Annotated in this window: 16 protein-coding genes; 11 read left to right on the forward strand and 5 right to left on the reverse strand. The window is 46.0% G+C overall.

The genetic code is table 11. The annotated features are described in order from the left end of the window. The first annotated feature begins 150 nt into the window (after positions 1-150). The 4 genes from argC (at position 151) to argH (ending at position 5503) form a co-directional block, all read left to right on the forward strand. Entirely contained in the window at positions 151-1155 is a 1005-nt protein-coding gene (gene argC, locus AB4167_RS18340) for an N-acetyl-gamma-glutamyl-phosphate reductase (RefSeq protein WP_372111368.1), read from the forward strand. A 12-nt stretch (positions 1156-1167) separates the two neighbouring features. Continuing rightward, the gene (gene argB / locus AB4167_RS18345; RefSeq protein ID WP_372136884.1) at positions 1168-1956 is read left to right on the forward strand and encodes an acetylglutamate kinase; all 789 of its coding nucleotides are present in this window, start codon (positions 1168-1170) and stop codon (positions 1954-1956) included. Positions 1957-2069: 113 nt separating this feature from the next. Beyond that, positions 2070-3281 carry an argininosuccinate synthase gene (locus tag AB4167_RS18350; RefSeq protein ID WP_017061137.1) on the forward strand — a complete coding sequence of 404 codons (1212 nt, stop codon included), beginning with the start codon at positions 2070-2072 and terminating at the stop codon, positions 3279-3281. Positions 3282-3628: 347 nt separating this feature from the next. Beyond that, positions 3629-5503 carry an argininosuccinate lyase gene (gene argH, locus AB4167_RS18355; RefSeq protein ID WP_017061136.1) on the forward strand — a complete coding sequence of 625 codons (1875 nt, stop codon included), beginning with the start codon at positions 3629-3631 and terminating at the stop codon, positions 5501-5503. Between the two features lie 255 nt (positions 5504-5758). On the opposite strand, the gene AB4167_RS18360 is transcribed toward argH, so the two are convergent. Beyond that, positions 5759-6007, reverse strand: a complete 249-nt coding sequence (locus AB4167_RS18360) for a DUF3624 domain-containing protein (protein ID WP_029235423.1) — start codon at positions 6005-6007, stop codon at positions 5759-5761. Positions 6008-6094: 87 nt separating this feature from the next. Between AB4167_RS18360 and AB4167_RS18365 the strand changes: the two genes are divergently transcribed. After that, the gene (locus tag AB4167_RS18365) at positions 6095-6442 is read left to right on the forward strand and encodes a RidA family protein (protein ID WP_372136885.1); all 348 of its coding nucleotides are present in this window, start codon (positions 6095-6097) and stop codon (positions 6440-6442) included. Positions 6443-6728: 286 nt separating this feature from the next. Here AB4167_RS18365 and AB4167_RS18370 read toward each other — a convergent pair whose 3' ends face one another. From AB4167_RS18370 to AB4167_RS18380, 3 genes are all read right to left on the reverse strand, one after another. Next, entirely contained in the window at positions 6729-8195 is a 1467-nt protein-coding gene (locus AB4167_RS18370) for a dihydrolipoyl dehydrogenase (RefSeq protein WP_017061134.1), read from the reverse strand. A 274-nt stretch (positions 8196-8469) separates the two neighbouring features. Beyond that, positions 8470-9198 (reverse strand): glutathione peroxidase, encoded by a 729-nt coding sequence (locus tag AB4167_RS18375; RefSeq protein ID WP_017061133.1) that lies wholly within the window; start codon positions 9196-9198, stop codon positions 8470-8472. Between the two features lie 44 nt (positions 9199-9242). Continuing rightward, the gene (locus AB4167_RS18380; protein WP_017096544.1) at positions 9243-9422 is read right to left on the reverse strand and encodes a hypothetical protein; all 180 of its coding nucleotides are present in this window, start codon (positions 9420-9422) and stop codon (positions 9243-9245) included. On the opposite strand from AB4167_RS18380, the gene oxyR reads away from it, so the two are divergent. Then, a complete protein-coding gene (gene oxyR, locus AB4167_RS18385; protein WP_017061132.1) occupies positions 9421-10314 on the forward strand; it encodes a DNA-binding transcriptional regulator OxyR in 894 nt (297 codons plus the stop codon). The genes AB4167_RS18380 and oxyR overlap by 2 nt on opposite strands. Before the next feature lie 111 nt (positions 10315-10425). Here oxyR and AB4167_RS18390 read toward each other — a convergent pair whose 3' ends face one another. After that, positions 10426-12987 (reverse strand): penicillin-binding protein 1A, encoded by a 2562-nt coding sequence (locus tag AB4167_RS18390; protein ID WP_032546261.1) that lies wholly within the window; start codon positions 12985-12987, stop codon positions 10426-10428. A 151-nt stretch (positions 12988-13138) separates the two neighbouring features. On the opposite strand from AB4167_RS18390, the gene pilM reads away from it, so the two are divergent. The 5 genes from pilM to AB4167_RS18415 are packed head-to-tail and all read left to right on the forward strand — an operon-like array spanning position 13139 to position 17628. Then, the gene (pilM, locus tag AB4167_RS18395; protein WP_372136886.1) at positions 13139-14164 is read left to right on the forward strand and encodes a type IV pilus assembly protein PilM; all 1026 of its coding nucleotides are present in this window, start codon (positions 13139-13141) and stop codon (positions 14162-14164) included. Then, entirely contained in the window at positions 14148-14747 is a 600-nt protein-coding gene (locus tag AB4167_RS18400) for a PilN domain-containing protein (RefSeq protein ID WP_137001067.1), read from the forward strand. Before pilM ends, AB4167_RS18400 begins: the two co-directional genes overlap by 17 nt. Beyond that, positions 14740-15369: a type 4a pilus biogenesis protein PilO gene (locus AB4167_RS18405; protein WP_017061128.1), complete on the forward strand. Its 630-nt coding sequence runs from the start codon at positions 14740-14742 to the stop codon at positions 15367-15369. Before AB4167_RS18400 ends, AB4167_RS18405 begins: the two co-directional genes overlap by 8 nt. Then, complete coding sequence (locus AB4167_RS18410) at positions 15356-15874, forward strand: pilus assembly protein PilP (protein ID WP_017061127.1); 519 nt, start codon at positions 15356-15358, stop codon at positions 15872-15874. Before AB4167_RS18405 ends, AB4167_RS18410 begins: the two co-directional genes overlap by 14 nt. 35 nt (positions 15875-15909) lie before the next feature. Continuing rightward, positions 15910-17628 carry a type IV pilus secretin PilQ gene (locus AB4167_RS18415; protein ID WP_032545762.1) on the forward strand — a complete coding sequence of 573 codons (1719 nt, stop codon included), beginning with the start codon at positions 15910-15912 and terminating at the stop codon, positions 17626-17628. The last annotated feature ends 7 nt before the right edge of the window (positions 17629-17635 follow it).

Genomic DNA, 17635 nt, shown 5'->3' on the forward strand with positions numbered 1-17635 from the left:
AACTTCACTTCTACTATTGACAGGAAAACCATAAGTCGGTAAAACACATATTAAATCATATTTAATGCATAAGAAATCAAATAAAGCTAAAAATTAAGTATGAATAGTCAAATTTGAAATGTAACTTACCTCAAAAATGGATGTGTTGAGATGTTGAAAACCACGATCATTGGCGCAAGCGGCTACACAGGAGCAGAACTGGCTCTAATGATAAACAGACACCCTGAGCTCACGCTATCAGGTTTATATGTCTCAGCCAATAGTGTAGACGCAGGTAAACCTATTGCGGCACTGCACGGTAAGTTAGCTGGTTTGATTGATATGCCAGTACAACCTTTAACAAATCCGGAAGAAGTAGCTAAACAGTCTGATGTGATTTTCTTAGCAACGGCACACGAGGTTAGTCACGACCTAGCGCCAATCTTTCTAGAGAACGATTGCCAAGTCTTCGACCTATCGGGAGCATTCAGAGTTAAAGGCGAAAACTTCTATCAAGAGTTTTACGGTTTTGAACATCAACACGAACAATGGCTAGACAAAGCGGCTTACGGTTTAGCGGAATGGAACGAACAAGAAATTAAAGAAGCTCAGCTTGTCGCTGTCGCGGGTTGTTACCCAACGGCATCACAACTGGCGATTAAACCTTTGGTTGAGGCCAAGTTACTGGATGAAACCCAATGGCCAGTGATTAACGCGACTAGCGGTGTGACTGGTGCAGGCCGCAAGGCGACGATGGTTAACAGCTTCTGCGAAGTAAGCCTGCAAGCTTATGGCGTCTTCAATCACCGTCATCAACCTGAAATGGCTGCACATTTAGGATGTGATGTGATTTTCACTCCACACCTCGGCAACTTTAAGCGCGGTATTTTAGCGACCATCACCATGAAACTGGCTGAAGGCGTGACAGAACAACAGATACAAGATGCCTTTGAACAAGCTTACCAAGGTAAACCAGCAGTGAGACTACTCGAAGAGACACTGCCAAGAATTCAAGATGTAGAACAGACACCTTTCTGCGACTTAGGTTGGAAGGTTCAAGGTCAACACATCATCGTTGTTTCAGCGATTGATAACTTATTAAAGGGTGCATCTAGCCAAGCGATGCAGTGTTTAAATTTACGTTATGGTTTTGCGCCATTAACTGCGTTAGTGTAAGGAAATCTAGATATGAGCCTTAATAATCAACCATTAATCATAAAGTTAGGTGGCGCAGCGCTATCTTGTGGTGAAACACTTAGCAAGTTATTTGGTGCTATCTCTGCTTACCAACAACAGGCACAACGACCAATCGTGATTGTTCACGGTGGCGGTTACCTTGTTGATGATTTGATGAATAAGTTGAATCTAGAAACCGTTAAGAAAGAAGGGCTACGTGTTACTCCTTATGATCAGATCCCTGTGATCGCTGGTGCACTAGCGGGCACGGCCAACAAACTACTTCAAGGTCAGGCAATTAAAGACGATATCAATGCCGTTGGTTTAAGCCTAGCAGACGGTGGTTTATGCAAAGTGAGCGAACTGAACCCTGAACTGGGCGCGGTAGGAAAAGCGGAGCCGGGCGACTCAACCGTTCTGCAAGCGATTCTTAATGCGGGCGCACTGCCAATCATTAGCTCAATTGGTCTTACTGAGCAAGGTCAACTGATGAACGTCAATGCCGACCAAGCTGCGGTTGCCGTTGCGGGCGCACTTGATGCTGAACTGGTACTGCTTTCTGATGTAAGTGGTGTGTTGGATGGCAAAGGCCACCTCATTCCAAGTCTTAATCAACAGCAAGCCGATGACCTTATTGCCGGCAAAGTGATTACCGACGGCATGATCGTTAAGGTTCAAGCTGCACTAGAAGCCGCTAACGACCTTGGACGACCAATCGAAGTTGCCACTTGGCGATACCCAGAAAAGCTAACACAACTGTTTTCAGGTAAAAGCATAGGAACACAGTTTTTACCTCAGTAGGTCTCACAACGAGTCACTACTTAAAGAATTTAGACAAATTAAATAAACATATAATTATGAAGTCATTTCCAACGCTGACCGCCATGTGCAGTATGGAAACTAGGAGAAAGAAAATGAGCAAAGTTAACGTAAAGAAAGTTGTAGTAGCCTACTCTGGCGGTCTAGACACATCAGTAATCATTCCATGGTTGAAAGAGAACTATGACTGTGAAGTGGTTGCGTTTGTTGCGGATGTTGGTCAAGGCGACGAAGAGTTGATTGGCATCGAAGAGAAAGCAAAAGCTTCTGGTGCATCTGAGTGTTACATCGCAGACCTTAAAGAAGAGATGGTTGCTGACTACATCTACCCAACGCTGAAAACGGGCGCTTACTACGAAGGTAAATACCTACTAGGTACGTCGATGGCGCGTCCAATCATCGCGAAAGCACAGGTTGAAGTCGCACGTAAAGTAGGTGCAGACGCACTGTGTCACGGCTGTACTGGTAAAGGTAATGACCAAGTTCGTTTTGAAGGCGCATTTGCTGCACTAGCACCTGATCTACACGTAATTGCACCATGGCGTGAATGGGATCTAGTGAGTCGTGAAGAGTGTCTAGATTACCTGGCTGAGCGTAACATCCCTTGTACGGCTTCTCTTACTAAGATTTACTCGCGTGATGCAAACGCATGGCACATCTCAACAGAAGGCGGCGTTCTAGAAAACACATGGAATGCACCTAACGAAGATTGCTGGGCTTGGACTGTAGACCCTGAGCAAGCGCCAAACGAATCTGAAACAGTGACGCTTAAAGTTGAAAAAGGCGAAGTGGTTGCGGTTGATGGCGAAACAATGACGCCATACAACGCACTGGTTTACCTAAACGAGAAAGGTGCTAAGCACGGTGTTGGTCGTATCGATATCGTAGAGAACCGTCTTGTTGGCATGAAGTCTCGTGGTTGTTACGAAACTCCGGGTGGCACAATCATGATGGAAGCACTGCGTGCAGTAGAGCAACTGGTTCTTGATAAAGCGGCATTCGAATTCCGTGAAGAGCTCGGTGTTAAGGCTTCTCACCTTGTATACGATGGTCGTTGGTTCACTCCACTATGTAAGTCAATCCTTGCCGCGACAGAAGAGCTAGCACAAGACGTGAATGGTGAAGTGGTTATCAAGCTTTACAAAGGCCATGCAACGGTGACTCAGAAGCGTTCTGACAACAGCCTGTACTCAGAAGAGTTTGCAACCTTTGGTGAAGATGAAGTTTACGACCAAAGCCATGCTGAAGGCTTCATCCGCCTTTACTCGCTATCAAGCCGTATCCGTGCTTTGAATAGCCAAAAGTAATCTTAACAATGAGTTAGTGAGCTAGCCTTTGATGAAAGATTGAAGGTTAGTAAACAGACATTATTATGCAAAGCCCATTCACTATTGATTAGTGAGTGGGCTTTTTACTTTCTATTTGCCTAATAAATCAGCTTCGGTTTTTCCTATCGGATGGCATATAATTCGCGCTCCACGCTAAAAATAATCAATGGATTGAACTGTTGGTGAATAAATATGTGAAAATAATGAATTAATACTTTATTTTCATTTTGAATTGCCGTAAGTTTAAACCATCAGAAAAATACTGAATCTTAATCAGAATTATCATTTGCAAAAACAGTGAGCACTGTGCAATTAGGAGATACACAATGGCATTATGGGGCGGTAGATTTACCCAAGCAGCAGACACCCGGTTCAAAGATTTTAACGATTCTCTTCGTTTTGATTACCGATTGGCTGAGCAAGACATTGTGGGCTCAATTGCCTGGTCTAAAGCTCTACTGTCGGTCAACGTATTAACAGAAGAAGAGCAACAGAAGCTTGAGTTAGCGCTGAATGAGCTAAAACTTGAGGTGATGGAAGATCCTGAACAGATTCTACGTTCTGATGCAGAAGATATTCACAGCTGGGTTGAGCAGCAACTTATCGGCAAAGTCGGTGACTTGGGCAAAAAACTTCACACTGGCCGTTCTCGTAACGACCAAGTGGCGACAGACCTGAAACTATGGTGTCGTCAGCAAGGTAACCAACTGCTACTGGCATTGGATCGCCTACAAAGCCAAATGGTGAACGTTGCTTCTCAGCATCAAGAAACCGTGCTTCCTGGCTACACTCACTTACAACGTGCTCAGCCGGTAACTTTTGCTCACTGGTGCTTGGCTTACGTTGAAATGCTTGAGCGTGATTATTCACGTTTGAATGATGCGATTAAGCGTCTAGACACATGTCCGCTGGGTTCTGGTGCCCTTGCTGGAACAGCTTACCCGATGGACCGTGAAGAGTTAGCTCACAACTTAGGTTTCCGTCGTGCAACGCGCAACTCTCTAGATTCAGTTTCTGACCGCGACCATGTGATGGAGCTAATGTCGATTGCTTCTATCTCTATGCTTCACCTTTCGCGTCTTGCAGAAGATATGATTTTCTACAACTCAGGTGAATCAAACTTCATCGAGTTAGCGGATACCGTGACGTCAGGTTCATCTCTGATGCCACAAAAGAAAAACCCAGATGCGCTAGAGCTTATCCGTGGCAAAACTGGCCGTGTTTACGGTTCATTAGCGGCAATGATGATGACAGTAAAAGCTCTGCCTTTGGCGTACAACAAAGACATGCAAGAAGATAAAGAAGGTCTGTTCGACGCTTTAGATACTTGGAATGATTGTATGGAAATGGCAGCACTCTGTTTTGACGGCATTAAAGTGAACGGCGAACGTACACTTGAAGCCGCGAAACAAGGCTACGCGAACTCAACTGAATTGGCTGATTACCTAGTAGCGAAAGGGATTCCTTTCCGTGAAGCTCACCATATTGTTGGTGTGACGGTAGTGGCGGCGATTGCTAAAGGCTGTGCATTAGAAGAATTAACCATCGCAGAGATGAAAGAGTTCTCTGAGGTGATTGAGGAAGATGTGTATGACATCCTGACCATTGAATCGTGTCTTGAAAAACGTAGCGCGCTAGGCGGTGTATCTCCACAGCAAGTGGCTTACGCGGTTGACCAAGCTGAGAAACGTTTATCACAGCGTGATACGTCCATCGTCAAGGTTCGTCCTGCTCGTCTGACCGATATTGAAGCGTTGGAAGGTATGGTCGCTTACTGGGCGAACATGGGTGAAAACCTACCTCGTTCTCGTAATGAACTGGTGCGTGATATTGGCTCGTTTGCGGTCGCAGAGCATCATGGTGAGGTGACAGGTTGTGCATCACTCTATGTGTATGACTCTGGCCTAGCGGAAATCCGTTCACTGGGTGTCGAAGCTGGCTGGCAAGGTCAAGGGCAGGGTACCGCAATTGTGCAGCACTTGGTTGAGAAAGCGCGACAAATGGCCATCAAGAAGGTGTTTGTGCTGACTCGTACTCCAGAGTTCTTTATGAAGCATGATTTCTTACCAACATCGAAATCTCTGCTGCCTGAGAAGGTACTGAAAGATTGTGACCAGTGTCCTCGTCAACATGCGTGTGATGAAGTGGCATTGGAAGTGAACTTGGTAGAGCAGATAATTGCTAAGGTTAATGTTGCATAAGGCATTGATTTTATAGCTCCTAAAAAAAAGATCAAAAATCTGATCTTTTTTGGGAACAAACTAAGAAAAGCCCGGTCTATTAAAGTACCACTGCTTTTTCTTAGAATTTTCTAAGAAAGCCCTAGAATCGATTGGTTCTGGGGCTTTTTTCTATCTGCTGTTCGGGAGATGACAATAGCTCGAAAATTATGATGAATTATCGGATTGTTTAGCCCTGTCTCTAATCACTACTCTTTATCCAATAAAGACTTCCAGCTAACGTTTTTTGCCCTTTAACGGTAGCACCACAAACTTCATGACCCAATGCAACGACAGCAAGCCACTGAACGCGAAAGCGGCCATCATCAACGCGATGGCATTGATGGTTTTTGGGTCTTCTCTGAAAAACAGCCACCATACTCCCCAACTCAAAATCGACAACACCATCAGCTGATTCATGCAACGCTGGCAGCGACCGAGCTTGTTACGGATTTTTTCACTTTTATTGCAATGAATGCATGTCATCTTGGGTTTGATTCGCGTTATGCTTGTTGCCCTGATAATAACACGTCACAAGATATTGGATCACGGTGACACAGAGAGAGAAAGTCGATGATTGAGCGCCAAGAAACCAAGCAACGTATGAGCCGTATTGTTAAACACAACGGTACTATCTACCTATGTGGCCAAGTTTGTGCTGATGCAACTAAAGACATCACTGAACAAACTCAAACCATGTTAGATAAAGTAGAAGCGCTACTTGAGCAAGCAGGCAGCGACAAAGAGCACATGCTGTCAGCAACGATTTACTTGAAAGACATGAAAGACTTCCAAGAAATGAACGCAGTTTGGGATGCATGGGTTCCAGCAGGTCACGCTCCAGCTCGCGCATGTGTGACTGGCGACATGGCTCGCGAAGCGCTACTTGTTGAGATCTCTGTGATTGCTGCTGAGAAGTAACTGCTTAAAGCTTTTAGTGACGCAATGGCTTCAAGAGATTCCAGATACCTCGTCCCTCGGTTCTGGAATGACGAGTTTGACCTTAGTTTAGCTGATGAGTTCTTCTGATGGGTTTCGGGTTTGCTGTGTATTAAAAGCAGCGTCATTCCCGTTAGCGACGAAGGAGCGTAATCGGGAATCTATAGTTTGCTCGAGGCCAAAAACAAAAAGGAAAGCCAATGGCTTTCCTTTTTAGTATCTAGTCTCTGTTAATAGAGCAAACTGCTAGTTTTGCAACGACCTGAGATTAACAGCCCGGGCCACAATCCAGACAGTGTTTCACCATCTCTGGGCCTAGGTGCAGTTTCGCATTCAGGTCACGTAGGGCAGTTCGTACACCCTCTTCGATTACTGGGTGGTAGAACGGCATGTCTAGCATCTCAGAAACCGTCATCTTGTTCTGGTGTGCCCATGCTAATAAGTGAGCCAAGTGTTCTGCGTTTGGTCCCATCATCTCAGCACCAAGGAAGCGGCCTGTGCCTTGCTCGCCGTATACGTGCAGAATACCTTTGTTGCGAAGCATCACTCGTGAACGACCTTGGTTTTCGAAAGACACTTCACCCGTTGCGAAACAGCCACATGTGCCTAAGCGTGTGGTGATCTCTTTGTAGGTTTCACCAACCATCGCGATTTGCGGGTCAGAGAATACTGCCGAGATTTTAGAGCGGCGTAGGCCTGCACGAATCTCTGGGAAGCGACCTGCATTGTCACCCGCAATACGAGCTTGGTCTGCTGCTTCATGCAGTAGAGGCAGTTGGTTACTCGCATCACCAGCGATAAATATTGATGGTAGTGATGTTTGTAGCGTGTAGTGGTCTGCGATTGGCACACCACGTTCATCAAGCTCTAGAGAGGTATTCTCTAAGCCAAGCTTGTCAGTGTTAGGGCGACGACCTGTTGCTGCTAGTACGTATTCAACGACGTTAGTTTCTAATTCACCTTGTTTATTGATGAACTGGATTTCGACACGTGGCTCACCCGATTCAGTGGTAATGCGCTTCATGCTTTCGATTTTCACGTCGGCATCGAGATAGAACTCTTCATTGAAAGCTTTATCTGCATAAGCCATGATCTCTGGATCAGTTACTGGGCCAACTTGACCACCCAAACCGAACAGTTTGGTCTTCACACCTAAGCGGTGCAGTGACTGACCAAGCTCAAGACCAATAACACCAGGGCCAAATACCGCAACCGATTCTGGTAAATCATCCCAGCTGAACACGTCGTCGTTAATGATCAGGCGATCGCCAAGCTCATTCCAAACGGCAGGGTATGCAGGGCGAGAACCGGTCGCGATAACAATACGCTTAGCGGTGACAACCGTGTGGTCATCAATTTGTAGTGTGTTGTCATCTAAGAACTTTGCGTAGCCAGAGATCTTGTCTTGCTCTGGGATTTCATCAACGCCTTCTAAAACAAAACCAACAAAACGGTCACGCTCAAACTTCACTCGGTCCATCACTTCACGGCCGTTAATCACGATATCACCTTGTGGGTGAACGCCAAAAGCCGGAGCTTTCTCGATTTGGTGTACGCTTTCCGCAGCTGCAATAAGCAGTTTAGATGGCATACAACCAACACGAGCACAGGTTGTACCGTAAGGGCCACCTTCAATCATCACGACACTGTCAGTGTGTGCTTTTGCAGCGCGGTAAGAACCTAAACCTGCCGTACCGCCCCCGATAACTGCTACATCTACATTGACTTGTTTCATAATAATTTTCTCGCAATGGCTAAATTTGGTTTGAACGAACCCCTCCAACTCTGATGATTTTTTGAGAGTCAGGATTGCGGGTCAGTTTTGTGATTCTGTTTTATGAGGTTTAGCTTGTGACTCTGCTTTTATTGCTAACTATAGGTTAGTAAAAGACAGGCGAGTCACCAGCTATATTCTTTTTCCCAAAACTCAGATAAGAGTGTTTGGAATAGCTAACCCACAAGAGGGTGGGTTAGCTGATACTTCTAAGCCTATATCGGCGATGAAGCGATTAGCCTAGGAAAGTTTCTAGTTCTTCACTACCACCGATGTGTTTGCCACCGATGAATACTTGAGGAACGGTAGTGCGACCAGAGATTGCACGTAGGCTTACTGTTGTTGCATCTTTACCTAGAACCACTTCTTCGTAGTTCAGACCTTTGTCGATTAGGTTCTGTTTTGCTTTCATACAGAAAGGACAGCCTGGCTTAGTGAATACTGTGATTGACTCTTGCTCTTTGTGCTCAGGAGCAAGGTAGTTAAGCATAGTATCTGCATCAGAAACCTTGAACGGGTCGCCTGGTACGTCTTCTTCGATGAACATTTTTTCTACCACGCCGTTTTTAACCAGCATGCTGTAACGCCATGAACGTTTGCCGAAGCCGATGTCGTTTTTCTCAACTAGCATACCCATGCCGTCTGTGAAATCACCGTTACCATCTGGGATGAATGTGATGTTTTCCGCTTCTTGGTCTGCTTTCCAAGCGTTCATTACGAATGTGTCGTTTACTGAAACACACAGAATGTCATCAACACCGTTTTCTTTGAATACAGAGTGTAGCTCGTTGTAACGAGGTAGGTGGCTTGACGAACATGTTGGCGTAAACGCACCTGGTAGGCTGAATACGATAACTGTCTTGTCTTTGAATAGCTCTTCAGTAGTTACGTTAACCCATGCATCACCTTGGCGAGTTGGGAATGTTACTTGAGGGATTGATTGACCTTCTTTAGATGCAAACATATTGATTTCCTTAAATAGTATTTTTAATTTTGTTCTATCAGAGCTTAACGTTTTTCTTCGCTCTGTTTCGTTTCGTTGAGCCCATTATTAGATAAATCCTTTGATAGCTCTAATCGTTTGATGTTATGGTTTTGATAGGTAAATTCTATCAAGAGCATTTTTCTTTTAAATGTTTCTATTAGAACCCTTGTTCTTATTAAAACCTGAGGTAAGAGACTGATCATGAACATTCGTGACTTTGAATACTTGGTGGCGCTCGCAGAGCATAAACACTTCCGAAAAGCGGCAGAAGCGTGCTTTGTCAGTCAGCCGACACTAAGCGGTCAAATACGCAAACTCGAAGATGAAATTGGACTTCAGTTAACCGAGCGTAGTCCAAGGAAGGTGATATTTACAGAATCAGGGTTACAACTTGTTGAACAAGCCAAGCGTATTCTCAATGAAGTGAAAACTTTTAAAGATATGGCGAGTGGACACGGTGAAGCGATGACGGGGCCAATGCACATTGGTTTTATTCCAACCGTGGGTCCTTACATCTTGCCTAAGATTGTTCCTCATCTTAAAGAGAGCTTCCCAGATCTTGAGCTTTACCTGCATGAAGCTCAGACCCATCAGTTAGTGAGTCAACTGGAAGACGGCAAGCTTGATTGCTTGGTACTGGCTGCGGTTGATGAAACGGCGGTGTTTAAAGAGATTGATGTGTATGACGAGCCGTTAAGTGTTGCCGTTCCATGTGACCACGAGTGGGCTCAACAAGACACTGTCGATATGCTGCAGCTAAATGGACAAACCGTACTGGCGCTAGGTGACGGTCACTGTTTAAGAGACCAAGCCTTGGGTTTCTGTTTTGCTGCGGGTGCCAAAGATGACGAGCGCTTTAAGGCAACCAGCTTAGAAACGCTGCGTAACATGGTCGCGGCGGGGGCGGGCATTACCTTGCTACCTCAGTTATCGGTGCCAAAGGAAAAGCAGAAAGATGGTGTGTGTTACGTACCTGCGGTGAATCCAACACCTTCACGTCGAATTGTCGTGGCTTATCGTCCGGGCTCTCCATTGAAGGGACGTTTCGAGCAACTGGCTGAGACGATTCGAACTCAACTGGAGAAGACGGCTTAGCGCTTGAATTTAGAGCCTAGTCTGGTCAGATATAGATATATAAAAAGGGTTGATATGAATTCATATCAACCCTTTTTGTTGGTTCATGTTACTAGGTTCTACAAACCTTAGTTAGAACAGTTCTTCTACTGCTTCACCTGATGAGGTTGAGTAGATGTCATCATTGAAACGTTCAGTGATGTACTCGGTTGGCTCTGTGCCTTTCTCGAAGTACTCGAACATTGATGAGCTATCGAACTTGTTGGTCAGTAAGCCAGTTTCACGGTCGATACGAACACGGACGATGTTCTCAGGAATCTCTTTACGCTCAGCAGGAACACCCGCTAACGCCGTACCCATGAAATCAACCCATGCAGGTTCTGCTGTTTTCGCGCCAGCTTCTGCACCCGTAATTTGGTTCTTACCAAGATTTGAGTTCGCTTTGGTTCTGCCTAGGTTGCGGTTGTGGTTATCAAAACCAACCCATACCGTTGCAACCATGCCAGGGCCGTAACCGCTGTACCAAGTATCTTTCGAATCGTTGGTGGTACCCGTTTTTCCGCCAATGTCACGACGCTTCAACGGCTGTGCACGCCAACCTGTACCGTTCCAACCCGTACCTGCGCTCCAATCACCGCCACCCCAGATGTTGCTGTACATCATTTCACGAACAAGGAATGCGTTCTGTTCAGAGATAACTTGAGGTGCGTATTGTACTTTGGCATCCACATCTTGCTCTGCAAACTCATCAGCCATTGGGTCTGAGGTCATTTGCTGTTGGCAATCGTCTTTACAAACCACTTTTGGTGTCGCTTCAAATTCAGTCTCACCAAATGGTGTCTCAATGCGGCTGATGTAGAAAGGTTCAACGTAGTAGCCGCCATTAGCGAATACTGAGTAACCTTGAGCTACTTTCATTGGCGTTAAGCTACCCGCACCCAGAGCAATGGTTTCAGAGCGCGGAACTTCATCAATATCAAAGCCAAATCGAGTTAGGTAGTTACGAGTATCATCTAGACCTACTTCGCGCAGTACACGTACCGCCATTACGTTTTTAGACTGAGCTAAGCCAATACGTAAACGAGTTGGACCCACGTAAGTCGGTGGCGAGTTCTTTGGTCGCCATGCGGTACCTTGGCTCTTATCCCATTGGTTAATCGGTGCATCGTTGATCAGTGAGGCTAGCGTTAAGCCTTTCTCAATCGCTGCTGAGTAGATAAAGGGTTTGATACCAGAACCCACCTGACGAATAGATTGCGTTGCACGGTTGAACTTGTTGTGGACAAAGTTAAAGCCACCGACCATCGACAATACCGCGCCGTTGTTCGGGTTCATTGCAACAAATGCTGTGTTCGCATTCGGTACTTGGCTTAGTCGCCATACAATCGGTGTTTCTGATTCTGCAGTCGCTGACTCTTCTGTCGGCTCTTCAGAGACTTCATCGCCGGTAACGGCTTCATGGCGAACCCAGATTTGTTCACCAACCGCCAGAATTTCTTTCGCTTGAGAAGGCGCTGGTCCTTGGCGGTTATCCGTTAGGAATTTACGCGCCCAGTTCATGCCTTGCCATTCGATAGTGCCTTCACCTTGGTTCTTAACCCAAATTTGAGCACTTTTCGAATCAACCGCGGTAACAACAGCAGGGACTAAGTCACCGTAGGTTGGTTGAGACTTAAGGTGTTTAACGATTTGTTCTTGATCCCACGCTGATTGCGCAGTCTGCCACAATACTTTTTCAGCACCACGGTAGCCGTGACGCTCATCGTAGCCAAGTAGGTTCTTAATTGCGGCTTGGTTCGCTGCTTTTTGCAGTTTCGAATCAACGGTCGTGTAGACCTTCATGCCTGATGTATAAGCTTCTTCACCGTAGCGTTCCACCATCCAAGCACGTGCAACTTCAGCAACATATGGTGCGCTTAGTTCGATCTCTGCACCGTGGTATTTCGAGATAAGTTCTTCGCTACGAGCGTCATCGAACTCTGCTTGAGTGATGTATTTCTCGTCTAACATACGACGCAATACAACGTTACGACGGTTAGTCGCGCGCTCAACAGAGTAAATAGGGTTCATTGTCGAAGGTGCTTTTGGCATACCCGCAAGGGTCGCAATTTCACTCAGCGTGAGATCAGGAAGATCTTTACCGAAGTAAACACGTGCTGCCGCGCCAAAACCATACGAACGGTGACCAAGGAAGATCTTGTTGACGTAAAGCTCCATGATCTCTTCTTTACTAAGAAGTTGCTCAATGTGGATCGCAATGAAGATCTCTTTGATCTTACGCATAATCTTTTTCTCATTAGATAAGAAGAAGTTACGCGCAAGCTGCTGAGTAATGGTACTAGCACCTTGTTTGGCTGAACCCGACATTGCAACCACGAGTGCTGCACGTGTGATACCGATTGGGTCAATACCTGGGTGTTCATAGAAACGGCTATCTTCGGTGGCAATCAGAGCCTCAACTAAGTGGCGAGGAATCTCGTCATAAGTGACTGGATTACGACGCTTTTCACCAAATTGAGAGATCAGCTTACCGTCTTGACTGAAGACTTGCATCGGCGTTTGGAGTTCTACGTCGCGCAAAGTGGCGACATCAGGCAACTCTGGTTTTACGTAAAAATAAAACCCGAAAATTGTACTGACTCCAAGAATCATGCAAATCAATGTAAATATGAATAATCGCTTTATGAACTTCACCGGATAATCCCTGATTAGTTAAGGCTGATAAGCAGCAAACCCTTGTACTCTAGGCTAAAAACTTAGCTTTCGTTTATTAACGCTTATTTAACTAATAATCACAACCCCTAGATAATCAACGAAATGCTTGGCACTTCAGGAGCTAGGTCACATGGGTTCATCATTAATTACAGGTATAGATATAAATCATCACAGCATCAAAGCCGTGGTACTAAAACCCGTGGGGGAGTTGTATGCCCTAGTGGGATACAAAGAGCTGCCGATTTCGGACGACATTTTTACAGCTAACCATACTTTGGAGTATCAGAAAACTGTTAAGAAACTTAAAGAACTTAGGAAAGGACTGCCTTTTGGCTGTCGCAACGTCGCCATTTCGGTACCTGATAACACGGTGATCAGCAAAGTACTGCAAATAGAGAGTGAGTTAGAAGACAGAGAAAAAGAGTTTTCTATCTATCAAACCTTCGCCCATCAATCTCCCTTTCCTATCGAGGAGCTGAGTTTAGATTTTGTAAAGCTGGAAGACAAACGATTTGGTAAAGGTTCGACAAGCAGTTATCAGGTATACGCCACTCGTAAAGAAGTTGTGGATAGCCGAGCGGATGCATTAACCAAGGCTGGCTTCAAACCTGTGGTGGTGGATACACAGGTGCATGGGCTACTTAATATCTGGCAATTGGCCTCGCGCCTGTATCCCGATAAGAAAAACTGGTTGCTAGTGGATGTTGGAATCGACCAAACCTCGCTAGGGGTTATCCCGCAGAATTCGGCGCCTTTCTATAAAGACATCGCCTTTGGCACTCAAGATCTTCGCAGCTCAGATGACCCGAGTGATATCGAGAGCGTGTTCGGTACTATGGAAGAGACACATCAATTCATTGTTAACCTGATTGAGAAGCTCAAGCGTCAATTGCAGCTCTATTCATCGGGAAATGCGCAGCAACCTATCTCAGGGATTTGGTTGATGGGCGAGGGCGCCAGCATCCCTATGGTAACCGAAGAGCTAGAACGCCATTTTCAGTTGAGCTGCGAGTCATTGAATCCTTTGTCTTTATTTGAGAATAAGGTCGCCAAGAGACGCCGACTGCCGATTGACTGGCAACACTTTGGTATCGCGGCGGGTATGGCGATGAGTGGGCTCAAGTGGCAGGGAGAGAAGCATGTTGCATCAAATTAACCTGCTGCCGTGGCGTGATGAGATTCGTGCTCAGCACAAGAAGCGTTTTATCCATCTGGTCATTCTTGGCGTCATCATTGCGCTTGGTGGGCAATGGGCGGTCGGTAACTACTTTCACGACCAACAAGCCAAGCAGCAAGCGCGCCTTAATTATCTCAATCAATACATCGCTGAGCTTGATCGACAAATTCAGTCACTGAAAGTCGCAGAGCAAGAACACAAAGCCATTCTGACTCGACTTGATGTGGTTGAGTCGCTGCAGCTTGGCCGTAATAAGACCACCGACTTCATGAACTTGATGCCGGAGCTGATTCCAGAGGGGGTCTATGTCGACAAGATAAAGATGAATGGTCAGGAGATTGAAATGTCGGGCATCAGCGACAGCACTGCTCGTCTCGCCACCATGTTGGACAACCTCGAACGTTCAGATTCTTTGAAAGGGGTCGAGATGCACTCTATCGTTCATAACCGCAAGCGCTTCAATAAAGAGTTTCAGACCTTCAAGGTCTCTTTTGTGTTTAGCCCTGTGTCTTTAGAAAACACAACCGCGAGCAGAAAAGATAAGGGGGCGCATCATGGCTAACCTTCAAAATAGGATTAGTAGGCAAAACAGGATGAGCTTGCAAGATCTCGATGTTGATGAGATCACCGAATGGCCATTGTTGCCTCAGCTTCTCGTGATTCTGGTGTTGATGGTGTTAATCCAAGGTGTTGGCACTTGGCTGTATCTGCTGCCGCTCGACGAGGAACTGAAACAGATGAAGCAACAGGAGCAGACCTTAAAAACGACCTTGAGGATAAAGGCGAATAAGGTTGCAGCCTTGCCTAAGTTGCAGAGCCAGTTGGATGAGCTAACTAGTCGCTACGATTATCTATTAGAGCAGCTGCCCGTTCAAAAGGAGTTAGCGAGCATGTTGGCCTCCGTGAATGAGCTCGGCTTGGATAACTCGCTTACCTTCACACGAATCGATTGGGGGCAAAAGCAGAATAAGGAGTTTCTCTATCGATTGCCTCTCAATATAGAGCTGACAGGTGACTATCACGAGATTGGTGACTTCTCTGCTGCCATCGCCAAGCTGCCGCGTATTATTAGCTTTGATGATGTGAATTGGCAGCGAGTCAGTCAAGAAAGTAGCACGCTGCACTTTAGGGTTCGAGCTTATACCTACCAGTTTAAATCGGAGGTTAATGATGAAACCCAATAGCGCGTTTTACTCAATCGTATTGATGCTTGCGTTGTCAGGCTGCAAAGCTAATCAAGACTCACTGCAAGATTTTGTGGCGCAGGTTGAAGCCAAGGCGAGAAAAGATGTCGAGCAACTTGTCCCAGCAACTGAATTCACGGCGGCGACTTATCAGCGCCGATCTTTGCGTCCTCCCTTTGAACTGCCTAAAGAAGCCATTGTGCAAAACCAACCCTTGGTTAAGAAAGACTGTTGGCAACCCAGCGCCCGTTCTCGTAATGGCAAGTTAGAGAAGTACCCGCTGAGTAAGCTTCGTTTAAGAGGCGTGATGGGCAATGGCTCAAGCGTGTTTGGCTTAGTGCAAACACCCAAAGGCAACGTGGTAAACGTCAAGAAAGGCCAGTTTATCGGCTTAAACAATGGCCGAGTTACTAAGGTGACGAGCCAATACGTTCAGATTAATGAAACTCTTCCAGATGGCTTAGGTTGTTGGCATAAGCGCAACGTTAGGCTGGCTCTGAAGTAAACCAATGTCACATGATGTGGATATGAGATGTAAATATGATTAAAGGAATAAGTGGATTAGTGAGCAAGGCTCTACAAGGTTTTGCTGTGTCTGTGATGTTGGTTGTTAGCGTGCTCAGCCATGCCGAGAGCTTACCGAACAAATTGGAGAATATTGATTTTAGGGTCAATAAGGATAAAGACGCCGTCATCATTATTGAGCTGGCGACCAGCACAGCAGTGGTGGATGTTCAACGAGCTCAGGAAGGGTTAAGTATCGAGCTAATCAATACTCAAGTTGATGATGACAAGCTCTACCTGCTGGATGTGAAGGATTTCGCTACCTTGGTTGAAGGCATTGAAGTCTATAAAGAGACACCAAGCACTCGGCTTCTAGCGACGATTAGCAATGACTATCAGTATGAATACAACCTAAAGGGGCGCTTTATTGAGGTGGTGATCAGCAAACCGGTGCTCGATGAAGCGACCAAAGAAAAAAGCGTTCTAGAGAAAGAGGGCAAGCTGATATCGATTAACTTCCAGGATATCCCGGTACGAAATGTCCTGCAACTGATTGCCGATTACAACGACTTCAATCTCGTGGTGTCTGATTCGGTAGCCGGAAACCTGACGTTACGCTTAGATGGCGTACCTTGGCAGCAAGTTCTCGACATTATCTTGCAAGTTAAAGGCTTGGATAAGCGTGTTGATGGCAATGTTATCTTGGTCGCGCCGAAAGCGGAGCTCGACCTTCGAGAGCAACAAGCGTTAGAGAAATCGCGCTTAGAAGAGGAGTTAGGGGAGCTTAAATCGGAAATCATCAAGATTAACTTTGCTAAAGCCACCGACATCGCTGACATGATTGGAGGTGAAGGTGCGGTCAGCATGTTGTCCGATCGTGGTTCGATTACCATTGATGAGCGCACCAACTCACTGCTCATTCGTGAATTGGAAGAAAACATTGCCGTGATCCGAGGCATCATTGAATCGTTAGACATTCCCGTGAAGCAGGTACAGATAGAGGCACGTATTGTCACGGTTACTGAGGGTAATCTTGATGAGCTTGGCGTGCGCTGGGGCGTTTCCTCAACCAACGGAAGCTTCACCGTTGGTGGCTCAATCGAAGGTAACCACCCATCAGCGATTACGCCGTATGACGACGATAGCGGCAGCAGCGTGATTGATGACTATCTCAACGTCAATTTAGGGGCAACATCGCCGAACGCCTCGAGTATTGCGTTTCAGGTGGCCAAACTGGGTTCAGATACCTTACTCGATCTTGAACTGTCGGCACTGCAACAAGAGTCAAAAGCTGAAATCATTTCTAGTCCACGCTTAATCACCACCAATAAAAAGCCGGCTTATATTGAGCAAGGTACTGAAATTCCTTACTTAGAGTCATCTTCAAGTGGCGCTACGTCGGTTGCATTTAAGAAAGCCGTGTTGAGTCTTAAGGTGACACCGCAGATCACGCCCGATAATCGTTTGGTATTGGATTTGAGCGTGACTCAAGATAGGCCAGGGCAAGTGGTAAAAACTGGAACCGGTGAAGCGGTCGCCATTGATACGCAAAGAATAGGTACGCAAGTGCTTGTTAATAATGGTGAAACTGTCGTGCTTGGCGGGATATTTCAGCACAGCGTGAGCAGTACAGTGGATAAAGTTCCTCTGTTGGGGGACCTGCCAGTTTTGGGCGCATTGTTCCGTCGCAGCTATGAAAATGTGGGTAAAAGTGAACTACTTATTTTTGTCACACCCAAAGTTGTGATTCAGTAATGAACAA

Origin of the sequence: Vibrio sp. 10N.286.49.E11, from assembly GCF_041469505.1 — a bacterium.
Lineage (GTDB): Bacteria > Pseudomonadota > Gammaproteobacteria > Enterobacterales > Vibrionaceae > Vibrio > Vibrio crassostreae_C.

Coding starts and splice junctions, on each gene's coding strand:
- AB4167_RS18360 (WP_029235423.1), bottom strand. CDS start 6,007: ATGACATGCATTCATTGCAATAAAAGTGAAAAAATCCGTAACAAGCTC.
- AB4167_RS18405 (WP_017061128.1), top strand. CDS start 14,740: ATGGCTAACCTTCAAAATAGGATTAGTAGGCAAAACAGGATGAGCTTG.
- AB4167_RS18365 (WP_372136885.1), top strand. CDS start 6,095: ATGATTGAGCGCCAAGAAACCAAGCAACGTATGAGCCGTATTGTTAAA.
- argH (WP_017061136.1), top strand. CDS start 3,629: ATGGCATTATGGGGCGGTAGATTTACCCAAGCAGCAGACACCCGGTTC.
- AB4167_RS18415 (WP_032545762.1), top strand. CDS start 15,910: ATGATTAAAGGAATAAGTGGATTAGTGAGCAAGGCTCTACAAGGTTTT.
- AB4167_RS18370 (WP_017061134.1), bottom strand. CDS start 8,195: ATGAAACAAGTCAATGTAGATGTAGCAGTTATCGGGGGCGGTACGGCA.
- oxyR (WP_017061132.1), top strand. CDS start 9,421: ATGAACATTCGTGACTTTGAATACTTGGTGGCGCTCGCAGAGCATAAA.
- pilM (WP_372136886.1), top strand. CDS start 13,139: ATGGGTTCATCATTAATTACAGGTATAGATATAAATCATCACAGCATC.
- argB (WP_372136884.1), top strand. CDS start 1,168: ATGAGCCTTAATAATCAACCATTAATCATAAAGTTAGGTGGCGCAGCG.
- AB4167_RS18400 (WP_137001067.1), top strand. CDS start 14,148: ATGTTGCATCAAATTAACCTGCTGCCGTGGCGTGATGAGATTCGTGCT.
- AB4167_RS18350 (WP_017061137.1), top strand. CDS start 2,070: ATGAGCAAAGTTAACGTAAAGAAAGTTGTAGTAGCCTACTCTGGCGGT.
- AB4167_RS18380 (WP_017096544.1), bottom strand. CDS start 9,422: ATGATCAGTCTCTTACCTCAGGTTTTAATAAGAACAAGGGTTCTAATA.
- AB4167_RS18410 (WP_017061127.1), top strand. CDS start 15,356: ATGAAACCCAATAGCGCGTTTTACTCAATCGTATTGATGCTTGCGTTG.
- argC (WP_372111368.1), top strand. CDS start 151: ATGTTGAAAACCACGATCATTGGCGCAAGCGGCTACACAGGAGCAGAA.
- AB4167_RS18375 (WP_017061133.1), bottom strand. CDS start 9,198: ATGTTTGCATCTAAAGAAGGTCAATCAATCCCTCAAGTAACATTCCCA.